Source organism: Serratia sp. BNK-12, from assembly GCF_047456085.1.
Lineage (GTDB): Bacteria > Pseudomonadota > Gammaproteobacteria > Enterobacterales > Enterobacteriaceae > Serratia > Serratia liquefaciens.
In genome coordinates this window covers 211,913-231,385 of sequence record NZ_CP179896.1, presented here as the reverse complement: position 1 = coordinate 231,385, position 19,473 = coordinate 211,913, and the positions used below count along the sequence as shown (strand labels likewise).

Annotated in this window: 33 protein-coding genes; all 33 read right to left on the bottom strand. The window is 50.9% G+C overall.

The features are described from left to right. Positions 1 to 16: 16 nt before the first annotated feature. Complete coding sequence (secY, locus tag ACMGG1_RS01070; RefSeq protein ID WP_004929740.1) at positions 17 to 1,348, bottom strand: preprotein translocase subunit SecY; 1,332 nt, start codon at positions 1,346 to 1,348, stop codon at positions 17 to 19. 7 nt (positions 1,349 to 1,355) lie between these two features. Then, positions 1,356 to 1,790: a 50S ribosomal protein L15 gene (gene rplO, locus ACMGG1_RS01065; protein WP_020837232.1), complete on the bottom strand. Its 435-nt coding sequence runs from the start codon at positions 1,788 to 1,790 to the stop codon at positions 1,356 to 1,358. Positions 1,791 to 1,793: 3 nt separating this feature from the next. Then, entirely contained in the window at positions 1,794 to 1,973 is a 180-nt protein-coding gene (gene rpmD / locus ACMGG1_RS01060) for a 50S ribosomal protein L30 (protein WP_004956161.1), read from the bottom strand. A gap of 6 nt (positions 1,974 to 1,979) precedes the next feature. Further along, on the bottom strand, positions 1,980 to 2,480 hold the full coding sequence (gene rpsE, locus ACMGG1_RS01055; RefSeq protein ID WP_004956164.1) for a 30S ribosomal protein S5: 501 nt from the start codon (positions 2,478 to 2,480) through the stop codon (positions 1,980 to 1,982). A gap of 14 nt (positions 2,481 to 2,494) precedes the next feature. Further along, positions 2,495 to 2,848 (bottom strand): 50S ribosomal protein L18, encoded by a 354-nt coding sequence (gene rplR / locus ACMGG1_RS01050; protein WP_020837234.1) that lies wholly within the window; start codon positions 2,846 to 2,848, stop codon positions 2,495 to 2,497. A gap of 9 nt (positions 2,849 to 2,857) precedes the next feature. Further along, positions 2,858 to 3,391 (bottom strand): 50S ribosomal protein L6, encoded by a 534-nt coding sequence (gene rplF / locus ACMGG1_RS01045; protein ID WP_020837235.1) that lies wholly within the window; start codon positions 3,389 to 3,391, stop codon positions 2,858 to 2,860. A 14-nt stretch (positions 3,392 to 3,405) separates the two neighbouring features. Then, a complete protein-coding gene (rpsH, locus tag ACMGG1_RS01040) occupies positions 3,406 to 3,798 on the bottom strand; it encodes a 30S ribosomal protein S8 (protein ID WP_020837236.1) in 393 nt (130 codons plus the stop codon). A gap of 30 nt (positions 3,799 to 3,828) precedes the next feature. After that, the gene (gene rpsN, locus ACMGG1_RS01035; protein ID WP_041415050.1) at positions 3,829 to 4,134 is read right to left on the bottom strand and encodes a 30S ribosomal protein S14; all 306 of its coding nucleotides are present in this window, start codon (positions 4,132 to 4,134) and stop codon (positions 3,829 to 3,831) included. Between the two features lie 13 nt (positions 4,135 to 4,147). Next, a complete protein-coding gene (rplE, locus tag ACMGG1_RS01030; RefSeq protein ID WP_020837238.1) occupies positions 4,148 to 4,687 on the bottom strand; it encodes a 50S ribosomal protein L5 in 540 nt (179 codons plus the stop codon). 14 nt (positions 4,688 to 4,701) lie between these two features. Next, the gene (gene rplX, locus ACMGG1_RS01025; protein ID WP_020837239.1) at positions 4,702 to 5,016 is read right to left on the bottom strand and encodes a 50S ribosomal protein L24; all 315 of its coding nucleotides are present in this window, start codon (positions 5,014 to 5,016) and stop codon (positions 4,702 to 4,704) included. A 10-nt stretch (positions 5,017 to 5,026) separates the two neighbouring features. After that, on the bottom strand, positions 5,027 to 5,398 hold the full coding sequence (gene rplN, locus ACMGG1_RS01020) for a 50S ribosomal protein L14 (protein ID WP_020837240.1): 372 nt from the start codon (positions 5,396 to 5,398) through the stop codon (positions 5,027 to 5,029). A 166-nt stretch (positions 5,399 to 5,564) separates the two neighbouring features. After that, complete coding sequence (gene rpsQ, locus ACMGG1_RS01015) at positions 5,565 to 5,819, bottom strand: 30S ribosomal protein S17 (protein WP_020837241.1); 255 nt, start codon at positions 5,817 to 5,819, stop codon at positions 5,565 to 5,567. Continuing rightward, entirely contained in the window at positions 5,820 to 6,011 is a 192-nt protein-coding gene (gene rpmC / locus ACMGG1_RS01010; protein ID WP_004951169.1) for a 50S ribosomal protein L29, read from the bottom strand. Then, positions 6,011 to 6,421, bottom strand: a complete 411-nt coding sequence (gene rplP / locus ACMGG1_RS01005) for a 50S ribosomal protein L16 (protein WP_004951171.1) — start codon at positions 6,419 to 6,421, stop codon at positions 6,011 to 6,013. Before rplP ends, rpmC begins: the two co-directional genes overlap by 1 nt. 12 nt (positions 6,422 to 6,433) lie before the next feature. Next, a complete protein-coding gene (rpsC, locus tag ACMGG1_RS01000; RefSeq protein WP_004951172.1) occupies positions 6,434 to 7,132 on the bottom strand; it encodes a 30S ribosomal protein S3 in 699 nt (232 codons plus the stop codon). 17 nt (positions 7,133 to 7,149) lie between these two features. Then, positions 7,150 to 7,482 (bottom strand): 50S ribosomal protein L22, encoded by a 333-nt coding sequence (rplV, locus tag ACMGG1_RS00995; RefSeq protein WP_002223844.1) that lies wholly within the window; start codon positions 7,480 to 7,482, stop codon positions 7,150 to 7,152. A 14-nt stretch (positions 7,483 to 7,496) separates the two neighbouring features. Further along, positions 7,497 to 7,775 carry a 30S ribosomal protein S19 gene (gene rpsS, locus ACMGG1_RS00990; RefSeq protein ID WP_004929772.1) on the bottom strand — a complete coding sequence of 93 codons (279 nt, stop codon included), beginning with the start codon at positions 7,773 to 7,775 and terminating at the stop codon, positions 7,497 to 7,499. Between the two features lie 14 nt (positions 7,776 to 7,789). After that, positions 7,790 to 8,614: a 50S ribosomal protein L2 gene (gene rplB / locus ACMGG1_RS00985; protein ID WP_020837243.1), complete on the bottom strand. Its 825-nt coding sequence runs from the start codon at positions 8,612 to 8,614 to the stop codon at positions 7,790 to 7,792. An 18-nt stretch (positions 8,615 to 8,632) separates the two neighbouring features. Beyond that, positions 8,633 to 8,935, bottom strand: coding sequence for a 50S ribosomal protein L23 (gene rplW, locus ACMGG1_RS00980; protein WP_004951179.1), 303 nt, complete (start codon positions 8,933 to 8,935; stop codon positions 8,633 to 8,635). Then, the gene (gene rplD / locus ACMGG1_RS00975) at positions 8,932 to 9,537 is read right to left on the bottom strand and encodes a 50S ribosomal protein L4 (RefSeq protein WP_004929779.1); all 606 of its coding nucleotides are present in this window, start codon (positions 9,535 to 9,537) and stop codon (positions 8,932 to 8,934) included. The genes rplW and rplD overlap by 4 nt, the downstream gene beginning before the upstream one ends. Positions 9,538 to 9,547: 10 nt before the next feature. After that, on the bottom strand, positions 9,548 to 10,177 hold the full coding sequence (gene rplC, locus ACMGG1_RS00970; protein ID WP_020837245.1) for a 50S ribosomal protein L3: 630 nt from the start codon (positions 10,175 to 10,177) through the stop codon (positions 9,548 to 9,550). Between the two features lie 32 nt (positions 10,178 to 10,209). Further along, positions 10,210 to 10,521 carry a 30S ribosomal protein S10 gene (gene rpsJ, locus ACMGG1_RS00965; protein ID WP_001181005.1) on the bottom strand — a complete coding sequence of 104 codons (312 nt, stop codon included), beginning with the start codon at positions 10,519 to 10,521 and terminating at the stop codon, positions 10,210 to 10,212. 385 nt (positions 10,522 to 10,906) lie between these two features. Beyond that, entirely contained in the window at positions 10,907 to 11,371 is a 465-nt protein-coding gene (bfr, locus tag ACMGG1_RS00960) for a bacterioferritin (protein ID WP_044554945.1), read from the bottom strand. A 74-nt stretch (positions 11,372 to 11,445) separates the two neighbouring features. Further along, complete coding sequence (gene bfd, locus ACMGG1_RS00955; RefSeq protein WP_013814795.1) at positions 11,446 to 11,640, bottom strand: bacterioferritin-associated ferredoxin; 195 nt, start codon at positions 11,638 to 11,640, stop codon at positions 11,446 to 11,448. Between the two features lie 130 nt (positions 11,641 to 11,770). Beyond that, positions 11,771 to 12,955: an elongation factor Tu gene (gene tuf, locus ACMGG1_RS00950; RefSeq protein ID WP_020828747.1), complete on the bottom strand. Its 1,185-nt coding sequence runs from the start codon at positions 12,953 to 12,955 to the stop codon at positions 11,771 to 11,773. 70 nt (positions 12,956 to 13,025) lie between these two features. After that, positions 13,026 to 15,140, bottom strand: coding sequence for an elongation factor G (fusA, locus tag ACMGG1_RS00945; protein WP_020837250.1), 2,115 nt, complete (start codon positions 15,138 to 15,140; stop codon positions 13,026 to 13,028). Between the two features lie 97 nt (positions 15,141 to 15,237). After that, complete coding sequence (gene rpsG / locus ACMGG1_RS00940; RefSeq protein ID WP_020837252.1) at positions 15,238 to 15,708, bottom strand: 30S ribosomal protein S7; 471 nt, start codon at positions 15,706 to 15,708, stop codon at positions 15,238 to 15,240. A 96-nt stretch (positions 15,709 to 15,804) separates the two neighbouring features. After that, complete coding sequence (rpsL, locus tag ACMGG1_RS00935) at positions 15,805 to 16,179, bottom strand: 30S ribosomal protein S12 (protein WP_004930426.1); 375 nt, start codon at positions 16,177 to 16,179, stop codon at positions 15,805 to 15,807. A gap of 131 nt (positions 16,180 to 16,310) precedes the next feature. Beyond that, positions 16,311 to 16,598 carry a sulfurtransferase complex subunit TusB gene (tusB, locus tag ACMGG1_RS00930; RefSeq protein ID WP_142816271.1) on the bottom strand — a complete coding sequence of 96 codons (288 nt, stop codon included), beginning with the start codon at positions 16,596 to 16,598 and terminating at the stop codon, positions 16,311 to 16,313. A gap of 9 nt (positions 16,599 to 16,607) precedes the next feature. Continuing rightward, positions 16,608 to 16,967, bottom strand: coding sequence for a sulfurtransferase complex subunit TusC (tusC, locus tag ACMGG1_RS00925; protein ID WP_020837255.1), 360 nt, complete (start codon positions 16,965 to 16,967; stop codon positions 16,608 to 16,610). A gap of 8 nt (positions 16,968 to 16,975) precedes the next feature. Continuing rightward, a complete protein-coding gene (gene tusD / locus ACMGG1_RS00920) occupies positions 16,976 to 17,365 on the bottom strand; it encodes a sulfurtransferase complex subunit TusD (RefSeq protein WP_414161103.1) in 390 nt (129 codons plus the stop codon). Next, on the bottom strand, positions 17,359 to 18,087 hold the full coding sequence (locus tag ACMGG1_RS00915) for a transcriptional regulator (RefSeq protein WP_020837257.1): 729 nt from the start codon (positions 18,085 to 18,087) through the stop codon (positions 17,359 to 17,361). Before ACMGG1_RS00915 ends, tusD begins: the two co-directional genes overlap by 7 nt. Positions 18,088 to 18,488: 401 nt before the next feature. Next, on the bottom strand, positions 18,489 to 19,322 hold the full coding sequence (gene fkpA, locus ACMGG1_RS00910; protein WP_020837258.1) for an FKBP-type peptidyl-prolyl cis-trans isomerase: 834 nt from the start codon (positions 19,320 to 19,322) through the stop codon (positions 18,489 to 18,491). Positions 19,323 to 19,473 lie beyond the last annotated feature (151 nt).

The window sequence follows — 19,473 nt, the reverse complement described above, 5'->3', positions numbered from 1 at the left end:
TCTCAAACGCACCTGATTAGCGGTTATAGCCTTTCAGGTTTGCTTTCTTCAATGCAGACTCGTACTGACTTGACATCATCAGAGTTTGCACTTGAGCCATAAAGTCCATGATGACGACAACCACGATCAGTAGCGAGGTACCACCAAAGTAGAATGGTACTTTCATTGCATCACGCATGAACTCCGGGATCAGGCAGATGAAAGTAATGTACATCGCGCCCACCAGGGTTAAACGCGTCATTACTTTATCGATGTACTTCGCCGTTTGCTCTCCCGGACGAATTCCTGGTACGAAGGCACCGGACTTCTTCAGGTTATCTGCTGTCTCACGCGGGTTGAAAACCAACGCCGTGTAAAAGAAACAGAAGAAGATGATTGCAGACGCATAGAGTAACACATAAAGCGGTTGCCCTGGCTGCAAATACAGCGAAATCGTTGTCAGCCAGTTCCAACCGGTACCGCCCCCAAACCATGATGCAATCGTGGCAGGGAACAGAATAATGCTGGAAGCGAAGATTGCCGGGATTACCCCTGCCATATTCACTTTCAACGGTAAGTGTGTGCTCTGTGCTGCATAAACACGACGACCTTGTTGACGTTTCGCATAGTTAACGACGATACGACGTTGACCACGTTCTATGAAAACAACGAAGAAGGTTACTGCAAACACTAATACTGCAACCAACAGCAACAGGAGGAAGTGCAGGTCGCCTTGCCGGGCTTGCTCAATAGTATGGGCCACTGCCGGCGGAAGTCCCGCTACAATACCTGCAAAGATAATGATCGAAATACCGTTGCCGATACCGCGCTCAGTAATCTGTTCGCCCAGCCACATCAGGAACATTGTCCCGGTAACCAGACTCACTACAGCAGTAAAGTAGAATGCAAAGCCTGGGTTTAACACCAGACCCTGCATACCAGGCATATTCGGCAGACCGGTAGCAATACCGATCGACTGGAATATGGCCAACACCAGCGTACCGTAGCGGGTGTACTGGCTAATCTTGCGACGGCCAGCCTCCCCTTCTTTCTTGATTTCTGCTAACGCTGGATGAACCACCGTTAACAGCTGGATAATGATCGATGCCGAAATATACGGCATGATCCCCAGAGCAAAGATAGAAGCACGGCTGAGGGCACCACCAGAGAACATGTTAAACATTTCAATGATAGTGCCTCTCTGCTGCTCAAGCAATTTGGCAAGCACAGTGGCATCGATACCAGGAATCGGAATAAAAGAGCCGATACGGAAGACAATCAGCGCGCCGATGACAAACAAAAGTCTGCGCTTCAGCTCGCCGAGCCCGCCTTTAGCACTTTGAAAATCTAATCCTGGTTGCTTAGCCATCTGCTACTTATTCCTCAATTTTACCGCCAGCAGCTTCGATAGCAGCACGAGCGCCTTTGGTGACACGCAGACCACGCAGGGTAACCGGACGAGCGATTTCGCCAGAAAGCATAACTTTCGCGAATTCGATCTGGGTACCAACAACGTTAGCGGCTTTCAGCGTGTTCAGGTCGATTACGTCGCCTTCAACAAGAGCCAGTTCAGACAGACGAACTTCTGCCGTGATCATAGCTTTGCGCGAGGTGAAGCCGAATTTCGGCAAACGACGATATAAAGGCATCTGACCACCTTCAAAACCACGACGTACGCCACCGCCAGAACGTGAGTTCTGACCTTTGTGACCACGACCAGCGGTTTTACCCAGGCCAGAACCAATACCACGACCTACACGCTTCGGCGCATGCTTGGCACCTTCAGCCGGAGACAGAGTATTTAAACGCATCTGTTACTCCTCAACTTTAACCATGTAGGAAACCAGGTTGATCATACCGCGTACAGCAGGAGTATCCTCGCGCTCTACGGTGTGACCAATACGACGCAGACCCAGACCGAGCAGTGTAGCTTTATGCTTCGGCAGACGGCCAATGGAGCTGCGAACTTGTGTTACTTTGATAGTCTTAGCCATGGTCAATTACCCCAGAATGTCTGCAACGGATTTACCACGCTTGGCAGCGACCATTTCAGGGGACTTCATATTTGCCAAAGCATCAATAGTTGCACGAACCACGTTGATCGGGTTGGTGGAACCATAAGCTTTAGCCAATACGTTGTGCACCCCAGCGACTTCCAGGACGGCGCGCATTGCACCACCGGCAATAATACCGGTACCTTCGGAAGCCGGCTGCATGAACACACGGGAACCCGTATGAGCACCTTTAACAGGGTGCTGCAGGGTGCCGCTGTTCAGCGCGACATTCATCATGTTGCGACGGGCTTTTTCCATCGCTTTCTGGATCGCTGCCGGAACTTCGCGTGCTTTGCCGTAGCCAAAACCAACGCGACCGTTACCATCACCAACTACTGTCAGTGCGGTAAAGCTGAAAATACGGCCACCTTTTACGGTTTTAGATACGCGGTTTACCGCGATCAGCTTTTCCTGCAGTTCGCCAGCTTGTTTTTCGATGTGAGCCATCTTAAACCTCTTCCTTAGAACTGAAGGCCAGCTTCACGGGCAGCATCTGCCAGTGCCTGGACTCGACCATGATATTGGAAACCGGAACGGTCAAAGGAAACTTTAGAGATCCCTTTTTCCAACGCGCGCTCAGCCAGAGTTTTACCTACGGCAGCTGCTGCGTCTTTGTTACCGGAATACTTCAGTTGCTCAGTGATAGCTTTTTCTAAAGTAGAAGCGGCTACCAGTACTTCAGAACCATTTGGAGCAATTACCTGTGCGTAAATGTGACGCGGGGTACGATGTACCACCAGGCGGGTTGCACCCAGTTCTTTGAGCTTACGGCGTGCGCGGGTCGCACGACGGATACGAGCAGATTTCTTATCCATAGTGTTACCTTACTTCTTCTTAGCCTCTTTGGTACGCACGACTTCGTCGGCGTAACGGACACCCTTGCCTTTGTAAGGCTCAGGACGGCGGTAGGCACGCAGATCTGCAGCAACCTGGCCAATAACTTGTTTATCAGCGCCTTTCAGCACGATTTCAGTTTGGCTTGGGCATTCAGCAGTAATACCTGCTGGCAGCTGGTGATCGACTGGGTGAGAGAAGCCTAAGGCTAAATTCACCACGTTGCCTTTAACAGCAGCACGATAACCAACACCTACCAGTTGAAGCTTCTTGGTGAAGCCTTCGGTAACACCAACTACCATTGCGTTCAGCAGAGCGCGCGTAGTACCCGCTTGGGCCCAGGCGTTAGCAAAACCTTCGCGCGGAGCGAAAGTCAGTGCGTTAGCTTCTTGCTTCACTTCAACGGCGTCGTGGACAGTACGAGTCAGCTCGCCGTTCTTACCCTTAATCGAAATAACCTGACCGTTGAGTTTTACCTCTACGCCGGCAGGAATGACGACGGGTGCTTTTGCAACACGAGACATTCTTTCCTCCCGAATTAAGCTACGTAGCAGATAATCTCGCCACCAAGACCTGCTTGGCGAGCTGCACGATCGGTCATAACACCTTTAGAGGTAGAAACAACAGCGATACCCAAACCGGCCATAACTTTTGGCAGCTCATCTTTTTTCTTATAGATGCGCAGACCTGGACGGCTGATTCGCTGAATGCTTTCTACCACTGCCTTGCCCTGGAAGTACTTCAGTACCAGTTCCAGAACAGGCTTGGCGTCGCCTTCGATTTTGAAATCTTCAATAAAACCTTCTTCCTTCAGCAGGTTGGCAATTGCCACTTTCAGCTTGGAGGAAGGCATGGTGACCGCAACTTTGTTCGCGGCTTGACCGTTACGGATACGGGTCAGCATATCCGCGATCGGATCTTGCATGCTCATCTGTCTTTACTCCCGTGATTCAATTGGTAATTACCAGCTAGCCTTTTTCAAGCCAGGTACTTCACCGCGCATAGCGGCTTCACGTAACTTGATACGGCTCAACCCGAATTTGCCCACATAACCATGTGGACGGCCAGTTTGGCGGCAGCGCTTACGCTGACGAGACGGGCTGGAATCACGCGGCAGAGTTTGCAGCTTGAGAACAGCATCCCAACGTTCTTCGTCGGACGAGTTCACACCAGAAATGATAGCTTTCAGTTCCTCGCGTTTTGCGCGGTACTTTTCAGCCAGTTTCACGCGAACGACTTCGCGTGCTTTCATTGATTGCTTAGCCATCAGTAACCCTGCCTTACTTACGGAACGGGAAGTTAAAAGCAGCCAACAGCGCGCGGCCTTCATCATCAGATTTCGCAGTAGTGGTAATGGTAATATCCAAGCCACGAACGCGATCGACTTTGTCGTAGTCGATTTCTGGGAAGATGATTTGCTCACGCACACCCATGCTGTAGTTACCACGGCCATCGAATGACTTAGCGGACAAGCCACGGAAGTCACGGATACGTGGAACAGCAATGGAAATCAGACGCTCAAAGAACTCCCACATGCGCTCGCCACGCAGAGTTACTTTACAGCCGATCGGATAGCCCTGGCGGATTTTGAAGCCTGCAACAGATTTGCGGGCTTTGGTGATGAACGGTTTTTGACCGGAGATTGCTGCCAGATCAGCTGCTGCGTTATCCAGCAGTTTCTTGTCAGCGATCGCTTCACCAACACCCATATTCAGGGTGATCTTCTCGACCCGAGGGACTTGCATGACAGAAGCGTAGCTAAACTCAGTCATGAGTTTTTTAACTACTTCGTCTTTGTAGTAATCATGCAGTTTCGCCATCGTATTACTCCAAATTACTTGATAGTTTCGCTGTTAGACTTGAAGAAACGGACTTTTTTGCCGTCTTCGAATCTAAAGCCTACACGGTCAGCCTTACCGGTAGCCGTGTTGAAGAGAGCAATGTTAGAAACCTGAATTGCAGCTTCTTTTTCAACAATGCCACCTGGTTGGTTCAGGGCCGGAACCGGCTTCTGATGTTTCTTAACCAGGTTGATACCTTCAACAATGACCTTGCCAGCAGACAGGACATTTTTTACTTTACCGCGTTTACCTTTGTCTTTCCCGGTAAGCACGATAACTTCGTCATCACGACGGATTTTCGCTGCCATGGTTCGCTCCTTAGAGTACTTCTGGTGCCAGAGAGATAATTTTCATGAACTTCTCATTACGCAGTTCACGAGTTACCGGCCCAAAAATACGCGTACCGATAGGTTGCTCGCTGTTATTGTTCAAAATAACGCATGCATTACCATCGAAGCGAATGACAGAACCGTCCGGGCGACGTACACCCTTCTTGGTGCGCACCACTACCGCCTTCAGCACATCGCCTTTCTTCACCTTACCGCGAGGAATTGCTTCCTTGATGGTAATTTTGATGACGTCGCCGATGCCTGCGTAGCGACGGTGCGAGCCACCTAGAACCTTGATACACATTACGCGACGTGCACCGGAGTTGTCGGCCACGTTCAGCATAGTCTGTTCTTGGATCATGTTAGTGCTCCGCTAATGTCAACTACAACTTTAGGACCTATTACTAGGTCGTTGAAAAGCCCCATAACCGAGGGCGCAGCATTATAACACCGCTTCCAGAGTATGGGTAGAAAAAATAAACGGCTCATTTTCTGAGCCGTTTATTAAGTTAGAGCCAGCTACTCTATTACAGAATCGCTTTCTCTACAACGCGAACCAACGTCCAAGACTTAGTCTTAGACAGTGGACGGCATTCGCGGATTTCTACCACGTCACCGATACCACATTCGTTGTTCTCGTCATGTACGTGCAGCTTGGTCGTACGCTTGATGAATTTCCCGTAGATCGGGTGCTTCACCGTGCGCTCGATAGCAACAACCATGGATTTCTCCATTTTGTCACTAACAACACGACCCTGCAGAGTACGGATAATATCAGTCATTTACACACCCGCCTTTTCAGTCAGTAAAGTCTTAACGCGTGCGACATTACGACGCACTTGTTTCAACAGGTGAGTTTGTTGCAGCTGGCCACTTGCCGCCTGCATGCGCAAGTTAAATTGCTCACGCAGCAGGTTGAGCAGCTCAGTGTTCAGCTCTTCAACGCTTTTTTCACGCAGCTCTTGTGCTTTCATTACATCACCGTCTTAGTTACAAAGGTGGTTTTGATCGGCAATTTAGCTGCAGCCAGCTTGAATGCCTCACGGGCGACCTCTTCTGGTACACCGTCCATTTCGTACAGGACTTTCCCAGGTTGGATCAGGGCAACCCAATACTCTACGTTACCCTTACCTTTACCCATACGCACTTCGAGCGGCTTCTCGGTAATTGGTTTGTCCGGGAATACACGGATCCAAATTTTACCTTGACGCTTAACTGCACGAGTCATTGCACGACGAGCTGCTTCGATTTGACGAGCAGTCAGACGGCCACGGCCAACAGCTTTCAGACCGAAAGTGCCGAAGCTAACATCCGTACCCTGCGCCAGACCACGGTTGCGGCCTTTGTGCATCTTACGGAATTTTGTACGCTTTGGTTGTAACATCAGCGACTCTCCTTACTTGCGGCCTTTACGCTGCTGCTTTTTAGGTTGAGCAGCCGGTTCCGGTTGTTCAACTGCAGCCATACCACCCAGGATCTCACCTTTGAAGATCCATACCTTAACGCCGATTACACCATAAGTGGTGTGCGCTTCAGATGTGTTGTAATCGATATCCGCACGCAGTGTGTGCAACGGAACACGACCTTCACGGTACCATTCGGTACGCGCGATTTCAGCACCGCCAAGACGGCCGCTTACTTCAACTTTGATACCTTTAGCGCCAAGACGCATTGCGTTCTGTACAGCACGCTTCATAGCACGACGGAACATAACGCGACGTTCCAGCTGTGAAGTGATGCTGTCAGCAACCAATTTAGCGTCAAGTTCCGGTTTACGGACTTCGGCGATGTTAATTTGCGCAGGAACGCCAGCGATATCCGCTACGACCTTACGCAGTTTTTCGACATCTTCGCCTTTCTTGCCGATAACGATGCCTGGACGAGCAGTGTGAATAGTCACACGGATGCTCTTCGCAGGACGCTCGATAACGATGCGAGAAACGGAAGCTTTCGCCAGTTCCTTAATCAGGAATTGACGAACTTTAAAGTCGCTGTCCAGGTTGTCAGCGAATTCTTTGGTATTCGCATACCAAGTAGAGTTCCAAGGTTTGACAATACCCAGGCGAATACCATTAGGATGTACTTTCTGACCCATTGCTAGTCTCCAGAGTCTCAGCGATCGGACACAACCACAGTAATGTGGCTGGTGCGCTTCAGGATGCGATCTGCACGACCTTTTGCACGCGGCATAATGCGCTTCATGCTTGGGCCTTCGTCTACGAAGATTTTCGTGACTTTCAGATCATCGATGTCAGCGCCATCGTTGTGTTCTGCGTTAGCAATGGCAGACTCCAGCACTTTCTTAACCAGACCAGCAGCTTTCTTGTTGGTGTAGGTCAGAGTTTCCAGAGCTTGCGACACTTTCTTACCGCGGATCAGGTCTGCAACAAGGCGAACCTTCTGAGCAGAAGAACGAGCGTGGCGATGTTTAGCGATAGTTTCCATCTCTTCCTCCTACCTTAGCGCTTTTTAGCTTTTTTATCAGCCGCATGGCCGCGATAAGTACGAGTCGGCGCGAATTCACCCAGTTTGTGACCGACCATTTCATCGGAAACGAACACTGGTACGTGCTGACGACCATTATGGACAGCGATGGTCAAACCGATCATGTTAGGAAAGATCGTTGAACGACGGGACCAAGTGCGCAAAGGCTTCTTGTCACCGCTTTCCACCGCTTTCTCTACCTTCTTCAGCAAGTGCAGGTCAATAAAAGGACCTTTCTTGAGAGAACGTGGCATGGCTTATCCTCTAATTATTTTTTGCTACGGCGACGTACGATGAACTTATCAGTACGCTTGTTGCTACGGGTCTTCTTACCTTTGGTCTGAACGCCCCACGGGGTTACCGGGTGCTTACCAAAGTTACGACCTTCACCACCACCGTGCGGGTGATCTACCGGGTTCATCGCCGTACCGCGAACGGTAGGACGAACACCACGCCAACGTGCAGCACCTGCTTTACCCAGAACGCGAAGCATATGTTCAGCGTTACCGACTTCACCCAGGGTGGCGCGGCAATCAACTGGAACTTTACGCATTTCGCCTGAGCGCAGACGCAGAGTTACGTAGGAACCATCACGTGCAACGATCTGAACGTAGGCACCAGCAGAACGAGCCATCTGGCCGCCTTTACCTGGTTTCATTTCTACGTTGTGAACCGTTGAACCCACTGGGATGTTGCGCATTGGCAGGGTGTTACCTACCTTGATTGCAGCATCAACGCCAGATTGGATCTGGTCACCAGCTTTCAGGCCTTTCGGCGCCAGGATGTAACGGCGTTCGCCGTCTTTGTACAGAACCAGCGCGATGTTCGCGGAACGGTTCGGATCGTACTCCAGACGCTCAACCACTGCAGCCACACCGTCTTTGTTGCGTTTGAAGTCAACCAGACGATAATGTTGCTTGTGGCCACCACCGATATGACGGGTGGTGATACGGCCATTGTTGTTACGACCACCGCTTTTGCTCAGTTTCTCAAGCAGCGGGGCATAAGGTTTACCCTTGTGCAGCTCAGGGTTAACCACTTTAACAACGTGGCGACGACCCGGAGATGTAGGTTTACATTTAACAATTGCCATTGTTCTTACTCCTCCGACTTACTCTGCGCCGCCGATGAAGTCCAGGTTCTGGCCTTCTTTCAGGGTGACGTAAGCTTTTTTCCAGTCGCTACGACGACCAACACGCTGACCGTGACGTTTCACTTTCCCTTTAACTACCAGGGTGTTCACGTCTTCGACTTCGACTTCAAACAGTTTCTGCACTGCAGCTTTGATTTCTGCTTTGGTCGCGTCTTTGGCAACTTTGAGTACGATGGTGTTGCTTTTTTCCATCGCAGCGGATGCTTTTTCAGATACGTGCGGTGCACGCAGCACTTTCAGCAAACGTTCTTCACGGATCATGCCAGCATCTCCTCAACTTGCTTCACAGCATCAGCAGTCATAACCACTTTGTCGAAGGCGATCAGGCTAACCGGGTCGATACCTGCTACATCGCGCACGTCAACCTTGTACAGGTTGCGAGCAGCCAGGAACAGATTCTCATCCAGTTCACCGGTCACGATCAGCACATCTTCCAGAGCCATATCTTTCAGTTTCTGTGCCAGCAGCTTAGTTTTAGGCGCTTCTACAGAGAACTTCTCGACAACGATCAGACGATCTTGACGTACCAGTTCGGACAGGATGCTTTTCAGCGCGCCGCGGTACATCTTTTTGTTTACTTTCTGACTGTGGTCCTGAGGCTTAGCAGCAAAGGTCACGCCACCTGAACGCCAGATCGGGCTCTTTACAGAACCTGAACGCGCACGGCCGGTACCTTTCTGGCGCCACGGTTTTTTACCGGAACCAGTCACTTCAGCGCGGGTCTTCTGAGCACGGGTACCTTGACGGGCACCTGCTGCATAAGCAACAACAACCTGGTGTACCAGCGCTTCGTTGAAATCACGACCGAAGGTAGTTTCGGAAACAGTCAGCGCGCTTTGCGCGTCTTTCAATACTAATTCCATTGCTATCCCCTTACGCCTTCACAGCTGGTTTAACGATCAGGTTGCCACCGGTTGCGCCCGGTACAGCACCCTTAACCAGCAGCAGGTTGCGCTCAGCGTCAACACGTACTACGTCCAGGCTTTGAACGGTTACACGCTCGTCACCCAGGTGGCCAGCCATTTTCTTGCCTTTGAACACTTTGCCCGGAGTCTGGTTCTGACCGATAGAACCCGGAACGCGGTGAGACAAGGAGTTACCGTGGGTAGCGTCTTGGGTACGGAAGTTCCAGCGCTTAACTGTGCCAGCAAAACCTTTACCTTTAGAAGTACCGGTAACATCGACTTTTTTAACTTCAGCGAAGATTTCTACGCTGATGTTTTGACCTGCAGTGAACTCTTCACCTTCTGCAAGGCGGAATTCCCACAGACCACGGCCAGCTTCAACGCCAGCTTTAGCGAAATGGCCCGCTTCCGGTTTGGTCACACGGTTAGCTTTTTTGCTACCAGTGGTAACCTGAACGGCACGGTACCCGTCGTTTTCCAGGTCTTTAACCTGAGTCACGCGGTTCGCTTCAATTTCAATCACGGTTACTGGGATAGAAACGCCATCTTCAGTGAAGATACGAGTCATGCCCACTTTTTTACCGACTAAACCAATCATTGTTTCAACCTCTCAATCGCTCAATGACCTGATTAACCCAGGCTGATCTGCACGTCTACACCGGCAGCCAGATCCAGACGCATCAGAGCATCAACGGTTTTCTCGGTTGGCTCAACGATGTCAACCAGACGCTTGTGAGTGCGAATCTCGTACTGATCACGCGCGTCTTTGTTAACGTGCGGAGAGATCAGAACGGTAAAGCGCTCTTTGCGAGTTGGCAGCGGGATCGGACCACGGACTTGCGCACCAGTGCGCTTTGCAGTCTCGACGATTTCCGCGGTTGATTGATCGATAAGACGATGATCAAACGCTTTCAGGCGGATACGGATTCTTTGGTTCTGCATGAGACCAGAGCTCCAATTATTTATAAACGTAAATAATTACTCCTCACACCCATTTCGATTGATGGGGGAGTGTAATCGTCAACATATAACCCCCATATCGGGAGTATTGTTCGAAGAGCAGAAAGTCCTGCCTATCGACTGATTCGCTAAAATCAGGCTTACCAAGATTAGGTAAGCCCGCGCATTATACGCAAAACAGAGCGAGAAGCAAGGCACAGATGGAAATATGCTCAGGATATCGACATTTTTTACCGGCGGGTAACTAACGGGTGAAAACCGAGGGGGAAATTCGTCGGGATTAGGGCAAGGCTTTGTCGCTGCTCCCCTGCCCTGCCGGAGAAACTCATGCCGGCAGGAGAACATCGTTGTAAAAGGTATTTACTGCCTACAACTGAGCTTGGGCATAGTTCTGGATACCCAGACGCGCGATCAAATCCAGTTCGGTTTCCAGCCAGTCGATATGTTCTTCTTCGTCGGCCAGAATTTCTATCATCAGGTCACGGCTGACATAGTCATGGATAGAATCAGCATAGGCGATGCCTTCACGCAGATTCTTGGCGCCATCCAATTCCAGGGCCAGGTCCGAACGCAACATTTCTTCGATATCTTCGCCAATGTTCAGCTTGCCGAGATCCTGCAAATTCGGAAGGCCTTCCAGAAACAGGATACGCTCGATATAGCGATCGGCATGCTTCATTTCATCGATCGACTCGTGGTATTCCTTTTCATTGAGGCGTGTTAGCCCCCAGTTCTTGAACATTCGGGCATGCAGGAAATATTGATTGATGGCAACCAGCTCGTTACCGAGCAGTTTGTTGAGATGAGCAATGATCTTTTTATCGCCTTTCATAGGTAAATCCTCCTGGCCAGTTCTAAAAGTGTAGAAGCTGTAAGCCAAGAGTCAAAAAATAACCTTACCTTTAGTTAGGCAACTTCATGCATTGGGATAATGGTTCCGCTTTCCTCCACCATAATCTGTCTTGCCTGACGAATGCACTTTCCGCAATCGGTACCAATCGGCACAAGTTCACGCAGTTGTTTCATGGTATGCGGGTTGTGCTGACGCACGGCTTTACGGATCGCTTTGTCAGTCACGGCATTACACAGACATACGTACATAAGAGACTCACTTCTTAACCAATTCTGTAAGTCTAAATAGGAATGCTTTTTATTTCAATTAAGATTTGACCAAATTGCATAAAAAAAGGGCACCGAAGTGCCCTCTTTTGTGTCGAAAAATTATTCGCGATTAAGCGATAACTTTAGCAACAACACCAGCGCCAACAGTACGGCCGCCTTCACGGATTGCGAAACGCAGGCCGTCGTCCATCGCGATTGGGTGGATCAGGGTAACAACCATGTTCACGTTGTCACCTGGCATTACCATTTCAACGCCTTCTGGCAGTTCGATGGTACCGGTCACGTCAGTTGTACGGAAGTAGAACTGTGGACGGTAGCCTTTGAAGAATGGAGTATGACGACCACCTTCTTCTTTGCTCAGGATGTACACTTCTGAGTCGAACTTGGTGTGTGGCTTGATTGAACCTGGTTTAGCCAGTACCTGACCACGTTCGATGTCTTCACGCTTGATACCACGCAGCAGAACACCAACGTTCTCACCAGCACGGCCTTCGTCCAGCAGTTTGCGGAACATTTCAACGCCAGTACAGGTAGACTTAACGGTGTCTTTGATACCAACGATTTCAACTTCTTCGCCAACTTTAACGATACCGCGCTCAACACGACCGGTAACAACGGTACCACGACCGGAGATGGAGAAAACGTCTTCGATTGGCAGCAGGAACGGCTTGTCGATAGCACGCTCTGGTTCTGGGATGTAAGAATCCAGGTAACCGGCCAGCTCGATGATTTTAGCTTCCCACTCAGCTTCGCCTTCCAGTGCTTTCAGCGCTGAACCACGAACAACTGGCAGGTCATCACCAGGGAAGTCGTAAGCAGACAGAAGTTCACGAACTTCCATTTCTACCAGTTCCAGCAGCTCTTCATCATCAACCATGTCGCATTTGTTCATGAATACGATGATGAAAGGAACGCCAACCTGACGACCCAGCAGGATGTGCTCACGGGTCTGAGGCATTGGGCCGTCAGTCGCAGCAACAACCAGGATAGCGCCGTCCATCTGAGCAGCACCGGTGATCATGTTTTTAACGTAGTCGGCGTGCCCTGGGCAGTCAACGTGCGCGTAGTGACGAGTCGGGGTGTCATACTCAACGTGAGAAGTGTTGATGGTGATACCACGAGCTTTTTCTTCTGGCGCGTTATCGATCTGGTCGAAAGCACGTGCAGAACCGCCGTAGGTTTTAGCCAGAACGGTGGTGATTGCTGCAGTCAGGGTAGTTTTACCGTGGTCAACGTGGCCGATAGTACCAACGTTAACGTGCGGTTTGGAACGTTCAAATTTTTCTTTAGACACGGCTATATTCCTTACTCTTATGCTCTCCCCTCATGGAGAGAGCACTGATCAATGTGTTAAACCCGAAAGCTTATTTACCACGGGCTTCAATAACGGCCTGAGCGACGTTGTTCGGCGCATCATCGTACTTCAGGAACTCCATGGAGTAAGAAGCACGGCCTTTGGTCAGAGAACGCAGTTGAGTTGCGTATCCGAACATCTCGGACAACGGAACTTCAGCGTGAATCTGAACGCCAGTAGCGTTGGATTCCTGACCTTTCAGTTGACCACGACGACGGCTAAGGTCACCGATGACGTCACCAGTGTTCTCTTCCGGCGTTTCAACTTCAACCTTCATGATAGGCTCAAGCAAAACAGGTTTTGCTTTCTTAAAGCCATCTTTAAAGGCGATAGAAGCGGCCAGTTTAAACGCCAATTCGGAGGAGTCAACATCGTGGAAAGAACCGAAATGCAGACGCACACCGAGATCAACTACCGGATAACCAGCCAGTGGACCAGACTTAAGCTGCTCCTGGAGGCCTTTATCAATGGCAGGGATGTATTCCGTTGGGATCACACCGCCTTTAATGTCATTGATGAACTCGTAACCTTTCGGATTTGAGCCCGGCTCCAGTGGGTACATGTCGATCACAACGTGACCATACTGACCACGACCACCAGACTGCTTGGCGTGTTTACCTTCGATATCGGTAACTTTCGCGCGAATCGCTTCACGGTAAGCAACCTGAGGTTTACCCACGTTAGCTTCAACGTTGAATTCACGCTTCATGCGGTCAACCAGGATATCCAGGTGAAGTTCACCCATACCTGCGATGATAGTCTGACCTGATTCTTCGTCAGTCCATACGCGGAATGATGGGTCTTCCTTCGCCAGACGGCCCAGAGCCAGACCCATTTTTTCCTGGTCAGCTTTGGTTTTTGGTTCAACTGCAACGGAGATTACCGGCTCAGGGAACTCCATACGCTCCAGAATGATCACGTGGTTTGGATCACACAGAGTGTCACCGGTAGTCACGTCTTTCAGACCGATTGCTGCAGCGATGTCGCCCGCACGAACTTCTTTGATCTCTTCACGCTTGTTAGCGTGCATCTGAACGATACGGCCCAGACGCTCACGAGCAGCCTTCACTGAGTTCAGAACGGTGTCACCGGAGTTAACGATACCGGAGTACACGCGGAAGAAGGTCAGGTTACCCACGAATGGGTCGGTAGCAATTTTAAATGCCAGAGCAGCAAACGGCTCTTCATCGCTAGCGTGACGCTCAGCCGGAGTATCTTTACCGTCGTCCAGGATACCGTTGATTGCAGGGACGTCAATTGGGGATGGCAGGTAATCAATTACCGCATCCAGCATCGCCTGCACGCCTTTGTTTTTAAAGGCAGAACCACAGGTAACCAAGATGATTTCGTTGTTCAGCACGCGCTGACGCAGAGCAGTCTTGATTTCTTCCTCGGTCAGCTCTTCGCCGCCCAGGTACTTGTCCATCAGCTCATCTGAAGCTTCAGCTGCAGATTCAACCAGGTTCTGGCGCCATTCTTCAGCCAGCTCTTGCATGTCAGCAGGGATGTCTTCGTATTCGAAGGTCACGCCAGCATCAGCTTCGTTCCAGTTGATCGCTTTCATTTTCACCAGGTCAACAACACCGGTGAATTTCTCTTCTGCGCCGATAGCCAGCTGCAATGGCACTGGATTCGCGCCCAGACGAGATTTGATCTGACCAACAACTTTCAGGAAGTTAGCACCCATGCGGTCCATTTTGTTAACGAACGCGATGCGTGGAACTTTGTATTTGTTAGCCTGACGCCATACAGTTTCAGACTGAGGCTGAACACCACCTACAGCACAGTAAACCATTACAGCGCCATCAAGAACACGCATGGAACGTTCTACTTCGATGGTGAAGTCAACGTGTCCTGGGGTGTCGATGATGTTTACGCGGTGCGGCTCAAACTGCTTGGCCATACCAGACCAGAAAGCAGTAGTCGCTGCAGAAGTGATGGTAATACCACGCTCCTGCTCCTGTTCCATCCAGTCCATGGTGGCAGCGCCGTCATGAACTTCACCGATTTTGTGGTTTACACCGGTGTAGAACAGAATACGTTCGGTAGTGGTCGTCTTACCGGCGTCGATGTGGGCGCTGATACCGATATTACGGTAGCGCTCAATGGGTGTTGTACGAGCCATTTGATTCCTCTATTGCCTTAGGCGTTCAAGTTCGGTTAACCCAAGCGGGTTGGCTTCTTGAAGCGCCCGCTTGGTTAGCATAACTACTGCGTGGCAATTACCAGCGGTAGTGGGCGAACGCCTTGTTAGCTTCGGCCATACGGTGAACGTCTTCACGCTTCTTAACAGCAGAACCTTTGTTCTCAACTGCATCAGAAAGCTCGTTCGCCAGGCGCAGAGCCATGGATTTATCACCGCGTTTACGAGCAGCATCAACGATCCAACGCATTGCCAGAGCATTACGACGGACCGGGCGAACTTCAACTGGCACCTGATAAGTAGAACCACCAACGCGGCGAGACTTAACTTCTACAGTCGGGCGAACGTTGTCGAGGGCTACTTCGAAAGCTTCCAGGTAATCTTTACCAGAACGCTGAGCCAGGGTCTCCAGCGCGGTATAGACGATTGCTTCTGCAGTAGATTTTTTACCATCTACCATCAGGATGTTTACAAATTTGGCCAACAGTTCGGATCCGAACTTAGGATCTGGCAGGATTTTACGTTGGCCGATTACGCGACGACGTGGCATGGAAATACTCCGTTGTTAATTCAGGATTGTCCAAAACTCTACGAGTTTATTTTGACATTAAAGTGAAAATGTTTGGCCTTACTTAACGGAGAACCATTAAGCCTTTGGCTTCTTCACGCCGTACTTGGAACGAGCTTGCTTACGGTCTTTAACACCGGAGCAGTCAAGTGCACCACGAACGGTGTGGTAACGCACACCTGGCAAGTCTTTTACACGACCGCCACGGATCAGGATCACGGAGTGTTCCTGCAGGTTATGACCTTCACCGCCGATGTAGGAGGTAACTTCAAAACCGTTAGTCAAACGCACACGGCATACTTTACGCAGTGCGGAGTTTGGTTTCTTAGGAGTGGTGGTATATACGCGAGTACATACGCCACGTTTCTGCGGGCAGGCTTCCAGCGCTGGAACGTTGCTTTTAGCAGCCTTCACAGAGCGTGGTTTGCGTACCAGCTGATTAATTGTTGCCATTAAAAAGCTCCTGGTTTTTGCTTCGTAAACACGTGATAAATCCCCTCGTATGCACTACTGGCAAAGTACGAGGACGCAGAATTTTATGGCTGAGTAGTAGAGGTGTCAAGAAATATACAACATCACTCTCATCACCAGGCCATTTGGCTGCGATGTTTTTCGGTTAATTCAACGAAGTGATTATAGCCGATGACAGTGATTTTGTGTGAAAAATGACCAGACACCCCTCTGGCATCCAGGTCGTTCTGCAGCGCATAAAGGGATATGGGGGCATTGAGCAGCAATTCAAGGTGCACGCTACCGGCCAGGCCAGCCAGCACGCCATCCTGCAACAGCAACAGGTCATCACCCGGTGCGATCAAACGCAGCAGCGCGGGCAAATCACATTGAGTGGGGGAACGGCTAAGGGTATACAGCATCAGGATTTCCTAAAATGTCATCACCACGTCATAGCTGGCCAGTTGGCGACTCAGCGCATCCGGTGCCAAAATCTCGGCGTCCAGCACCCAGTCGGTCACCTGGCTCAGGCCGCGTTCCTGTAGCGATGCCTGGCAAAGATAACACTGTTCAACGTCATACAGCGGCAGCACGCCAAAAGTGGCAATGTAATTGCGCGCCAGAATTTTTTCCGGTTGCTGCCCCGGCATAATCTGCAACACGCCGTCACCGATAAAAAACACGCCCAGATCTTCGCTCAGCGCCGAAGTGGCTAACAACGCATCCAGACCTTCCCTGCCGCTGGCGCTGCCGTGTGGACTCTGGGTAAAAACAAAAGCGACTCGTTTCATAAACTCTCTCAGAACTGCACCAGGCGGTCACAGCTCAGCGAAGCCTCCGCCAGCGAGCCCAGCCCGCTAAGGGTAAAACCCGGCTGAAGATTGGCGCTGGGCAATCCTTGCTGTGCGGCTTCCTGCTCATCGGTCACACCGCGCCGCAGCGCCGCAGCCACGCAGACGTTGAGCTCAATGCCATGCTCCTGTGCCAACTGCACCCAACCCCGTACCAAATCGAATTCGTCGCTGGCCGGTGCAGTCAGTTGATTGGCGTTCAACACCCCTTCACGGTAAAAAAACACGCTGGAGAGGTGGTGTCCCTTGACCAGCAAAGCCTGCACGAACTGATAGGCGCTGCTGGCCTGTTGAGTGCCATAAGCCGGACCGGTGACCAAAAGGCAGTAATTCAGCATCCGCGCTCAGTTCCCAACAGATCGCCGCTTTTGAACTGGCGGATGTACAGATACACGGTGTGTTTTGAGATATTCAGACGGTCCGCCACCTGATTAATGGCGTCCTTGATATCAAAAATGCCCTTCTCATAGAGATTCAGCACTACCTGGCGGTTTTTGGCATTGTTGGAGACATTACGATCGGCATTAACTTCCTCAATGGTAAACTCCAGCGTCTGCGCCACCAGATCGTCAACGGAAGACGCAAAGTTGACCGAGGGTGCCACATCCTGAGTTTCCGGCGGCATAAAGGTCTGCATCACCTGGGAGAAAGGCACGTCGAGGTTCATGTTGATACACAACAAACCGATCACCCGCTGCTCGCGATTGCGGATGGCGATAGTCACCGACTTCATCAGGACGCCGCTCTTGGCACGGGTAAAATAGGCCTTGGACACGCTGCTGTCATCGCCGGCCATGTCATGCAACATACGCAGCGCGAGGTCAGTGATCGGCGAACCGATCTGCCGCCCGGTATGCTCACCGTTCGCAATCCGTACCGCCGAACATTTCAAATCTTCCAAAGCATGCAGCACGATTTCACAGTGCCCGCCGATCAACATCGCCAGGCCGTCAACAACCGCTTCGTAAGACTTCAGGATTTCATGATCCGTCTGGGTAAACGGACGTTCATTCAGCAAATCAAGTTCGCTGGCTTCGCTGGATAAAAGCGAATTAGACATCGAAAATACCACCCTCAAAGATCGCCTGTGCCAGGGGGCGCAGCTAAAACTGCTCGTGCGGGTTCCTTTCCACAGGCGGCACACCCTTGAAGTTACGCGGGATGGGCTGGCTGATATCAGTCTGAAACAGCACGACGAGCGTCCGCAGGCCGAGATGACCAGGAACAGTTTTAGGTACACGCCCTAAGGGGCAGGCGCATGACTCATAAGTCCGGATTATTAGTCTAGCAAAACAGCCAGAGTAAAGTCCTTGCGTTTGCGCGTGGTATTGACGTTAAGCCCGATGCCCGGCAGGCGTCAAGCGATCAGTGGGCAGGAAGCGAAAGTTAGCGCTGATTTGGCGGATTAAAATGAACACCGCCGCGAGGGAAGCTCGCGGCGGTGTGGGGACTCAGACAGGCTTATTGCGCTTTGGCGTCTGCCGCTGCGTCAGCCGGCTTCTCAGCCTTGGCATCCGCTTTAGGAGCGGCTTTCACATCCAGCAGTTCAACGTCGAACACCAGTGTGGAGTTGGCCGGGATGCCCGGAACGCCAGTTTTACCGTAGGCCAGCGCCGGTGGGATAACCAGCTTGATTTTGCCGCCTTTCTTGATGTGTTTCAGGCCTTCAGTCCAACCTGGGATCACGCCGTCCAGACGGAATGACAGTGGCTCACCACGGGTGTAGGAGTTATCAAACTCGGTGCCGTCAGTCAGGGTGCCTTTGTAGTTTACTACAACGGTATCGCTGTCTTTAGGCGCAGAACCGGTACCTGGCTTCTCTACCTGATACAGCAGGCCGGACTCGGTTTTCTTCACGCCTTTTTCTTTCGCGAAGGTGTCGCGGTACTTGGTGCCTTTCGCTTCGTTATCTTTCGCGTCCTGCTCCATCTTCGCCTGAGCGGAAGCCTTCACGCGCGCTTCAAAGCTCTGCAGAGTTTTTTCAATATCTGCGTCGTTCAGCTTGCTCTTGTTGGCGAAAGCGTCCTGAACGCCTGAGATCAGCTGGTCTTTGTCCAGTTTGATACCCAGTTTTTCTTGCTCTTTCAGCGAGTTGTCCATGTAACGGCCCAGGGATGCGCCCAGTGCGTAAGCCGCTTGCTCGTCATCGTTCTTGAACTTGCCGGTGCTTGGTGCTGCGTCTGCGGCTTTCGCTGCTTCTGCCGGTTTAGCTGCATCGGCAGCCATGACCTGGGTCGCATTCAAAGCAAAAGCCATGGTGGTTGCCAGAAGCGTGACTTTAAACAAAGATTTCATCCATTTCTCCAGTGTCTGAAGCGGTGCCCCAAACAATCATTAAGTAAGATAACCGGGCTACTATAGCTGTCCGAAACAAAACAAAACAGTCACACAGGTAACCAATCGAGTCAAAGTGTGACTCCAGCTTTAAACAGAAGTTTCGTTTAAT

Coding starts and splice junctions, on each gene's coding strand:
- rpsE (WP_004956164.1), bottom strand. CDS start 2,480: ATGGCTCACATCGAAAAACAAGCTGGCGAACTGCAGGAAAAGCTGATC.
- tusB (WP_142816271.1), bottom strand. CDS start 16,598: ATGCTGTATACCCTTAGCCGTTCCCCCACTCAATGTGATTTGCCCGCG.
- rpsJ (WP_001181005.1), bottom strand. CDS start 10,521: ATGCAGAACCAAAGAATCCGTATCCGCCTGAAAGCGTTTGATCATCGT.
- rplR (WP_020837234.1), bottom strand. CDS start 2,848: ATGGATAAGAAATCTGCTCGTATCCGTCGTGCGACCCGCGCACGCCGT.
- rplP (WP_004951171.1), bottom strand. CDS start 6,421: ATGTTACAACCAAAGCGTACAAAATTCCGTAAGATGCACAAAGGCCGC.
- fusA (WP_020837250.1), bottom strand. CDS start 15,140: ATGGCTCGTACAACACCCATTGAGCGCTACCGTAATATCGGTATCAGC.
- rplX (WP_020837239.1), bottom strand. CDS start 5,016: ATGGCAGCGAAAATCCGTCGTGATGACGAAGTTATCGTGCTTACCGGG.
- rpsN (WP_041415050.1), bottom strand. CDS start 4,134: ATGGCTAAGCAATCAATGAAAGCACGCGAAGTCGTTCGCGTGAAACTG.
- rplW (WP_004951179.1), bottom strand. CDS start 8,935: ATGATCCGTGAAGAACGTTTGCTGAAAGTGCTGCGTGCACCGCACGTA.
- fkpA (WP_020837258.1), bottom strand. CDS start 19,322: ATGAAATCTTTGTTTAAAGTCACGCTTCTGGCAACCACCATGGCTTTT.
- rplD (WP_004929779.1), bottom strand. CDS start 9,537: ATGGAATTAGTATTGAAAGACGCGCAAAGCGCGCTGACTGTTTCCGAA.
- rplB (WP_020837243.1), bottom strand. CDS start 8,614: ATGGCAATTGTTAAATGTAAACCTACATCTCCGGGTCGTCGCCACGTT.
- rplV (WP_002223844.1), bottom strand. CDS start 7,482: ATGGAAACTATCGCTAAACATCGCCACGCTCGTTCTTCTGCTCAGAAG.
- rpsG (WP_020837252.1), bottom strand. CDS start 15,708: ATGCCACGTCGTCGCGTAATCGGCCAACGTAAAATCCTGCCAGATCCT.
- tusD (WP_414161103.1), bottom strand. CDS start 17,365: ATGCTGAATTACTGCCTTTTGGTCACCGGTCCGGCTTATGGCACTCAA.
- rplO (WP_020837232.1), bottom strand. CDS start 1,790: ATGCGTTTAAATACTCTGTCTCCGGCTGAAGGTGCCAAGCATGCGCCG.
- tusC (WP_020837255.1), bottom strand. CDS start 16,967: ATGAAACGAGTCGCTTTTGTTTTTACCCAGAGTCCACACGGCAGCGCC.
- rpsL (WP_004930426.1), bottom strand. CDS start 16,179: ATGGCAACAATTAATCAGCTGGTACGCAAACCACGCTCTGTGAAGGCT.
- rpsS (WP_004929772.1), bottom strand. CDS start 7,775: ATGCCACGTTCTCTCAAGAAAGGTCCTTTTATTGACCTGCACTTGCTG.
- rplE (WP_020837238.1), bottom strand. CDS start 4,687: ATGGCGAAACTGCATGATTACTACAAAGACGAAGTAGTTAAAAAACTC.
- secY (WP_004929740.1), bottom strand. CDS start 1,348: ATGGCTAAGCAACCAGGATTAGATTTTCAAAGTGCTAAAGGCGGGCTC.
- rplF (WP_020837235.1), bottom strand. CDS start 3,391: ATGTCTCGTGTTGCAAAAGCACCCGTCGTCATTCCTGCCGGCGTAGAG.
- ACMGG1_RS00915 (WP_020837257.1), bottom strand. CDS start 18,087: ATGTCTAATTCGCTTTTATCCAGCGAAGCCAGCGAACTTGATTTGCTG.
- rpmC (WP_004951169.1), bottom strand. CDS start 6,011: ATGAAAGCACAAGAGCTGCGTGAAAAAAGCGTTGAAGAGCTGAACACT.
- rpsC (WP_004951172.1), bottom strand. CDS start 7,132: ATGGGTCAGAAAGTACATCCTAATGGTATTCGCCTGGGTATTGTCAAA.
- bfd (WP_013814795.1), bottom strand. CDS start 11,640: ATGTACGTATGTCTGTGTAATGCCGTGACTGACAAAGCGATCCGTAAA.
- rpsH (WP_020837236.1), bottom strand. CDS start 3,798: ATGAGCATGCAAGATCCGATCGCGGATATGCTGACCCGTATCCGTAAC.
- rpsQ (WP_020837241.1), bottom strand. CDS start 5,819: ATGACTGATATTATCCGTACTCTGCAGGGTCGTGTTGTTAGTGACAAA.
- rplC (WP_020837245.1), bottom strand. CDS start 10,177: ATGATTGGTTTAGTCGGTAAAAAAGTGGGCATGACTCGTATCTTCACT.
- bfr (WP_044554945.1), bottom strand. CDS start 11,371: ATGAAAGGCGATAAAAAGATCATTGCTCATCTCAACAAACTGCTCGGT.
- rplN (WP_020837240.1), bottom strand. CDS start 5,398: ATGATCCAAGAACAGACTATGCTGAACGTGGCCGACAACTCCGGTGCA.
- rpmD (WP_004956161.1), bottom strand. CDS start 1,973: ATGGCTAAGACTATCAAAGTAACACAAGTTCGCAGCTCCATTGGCCGT.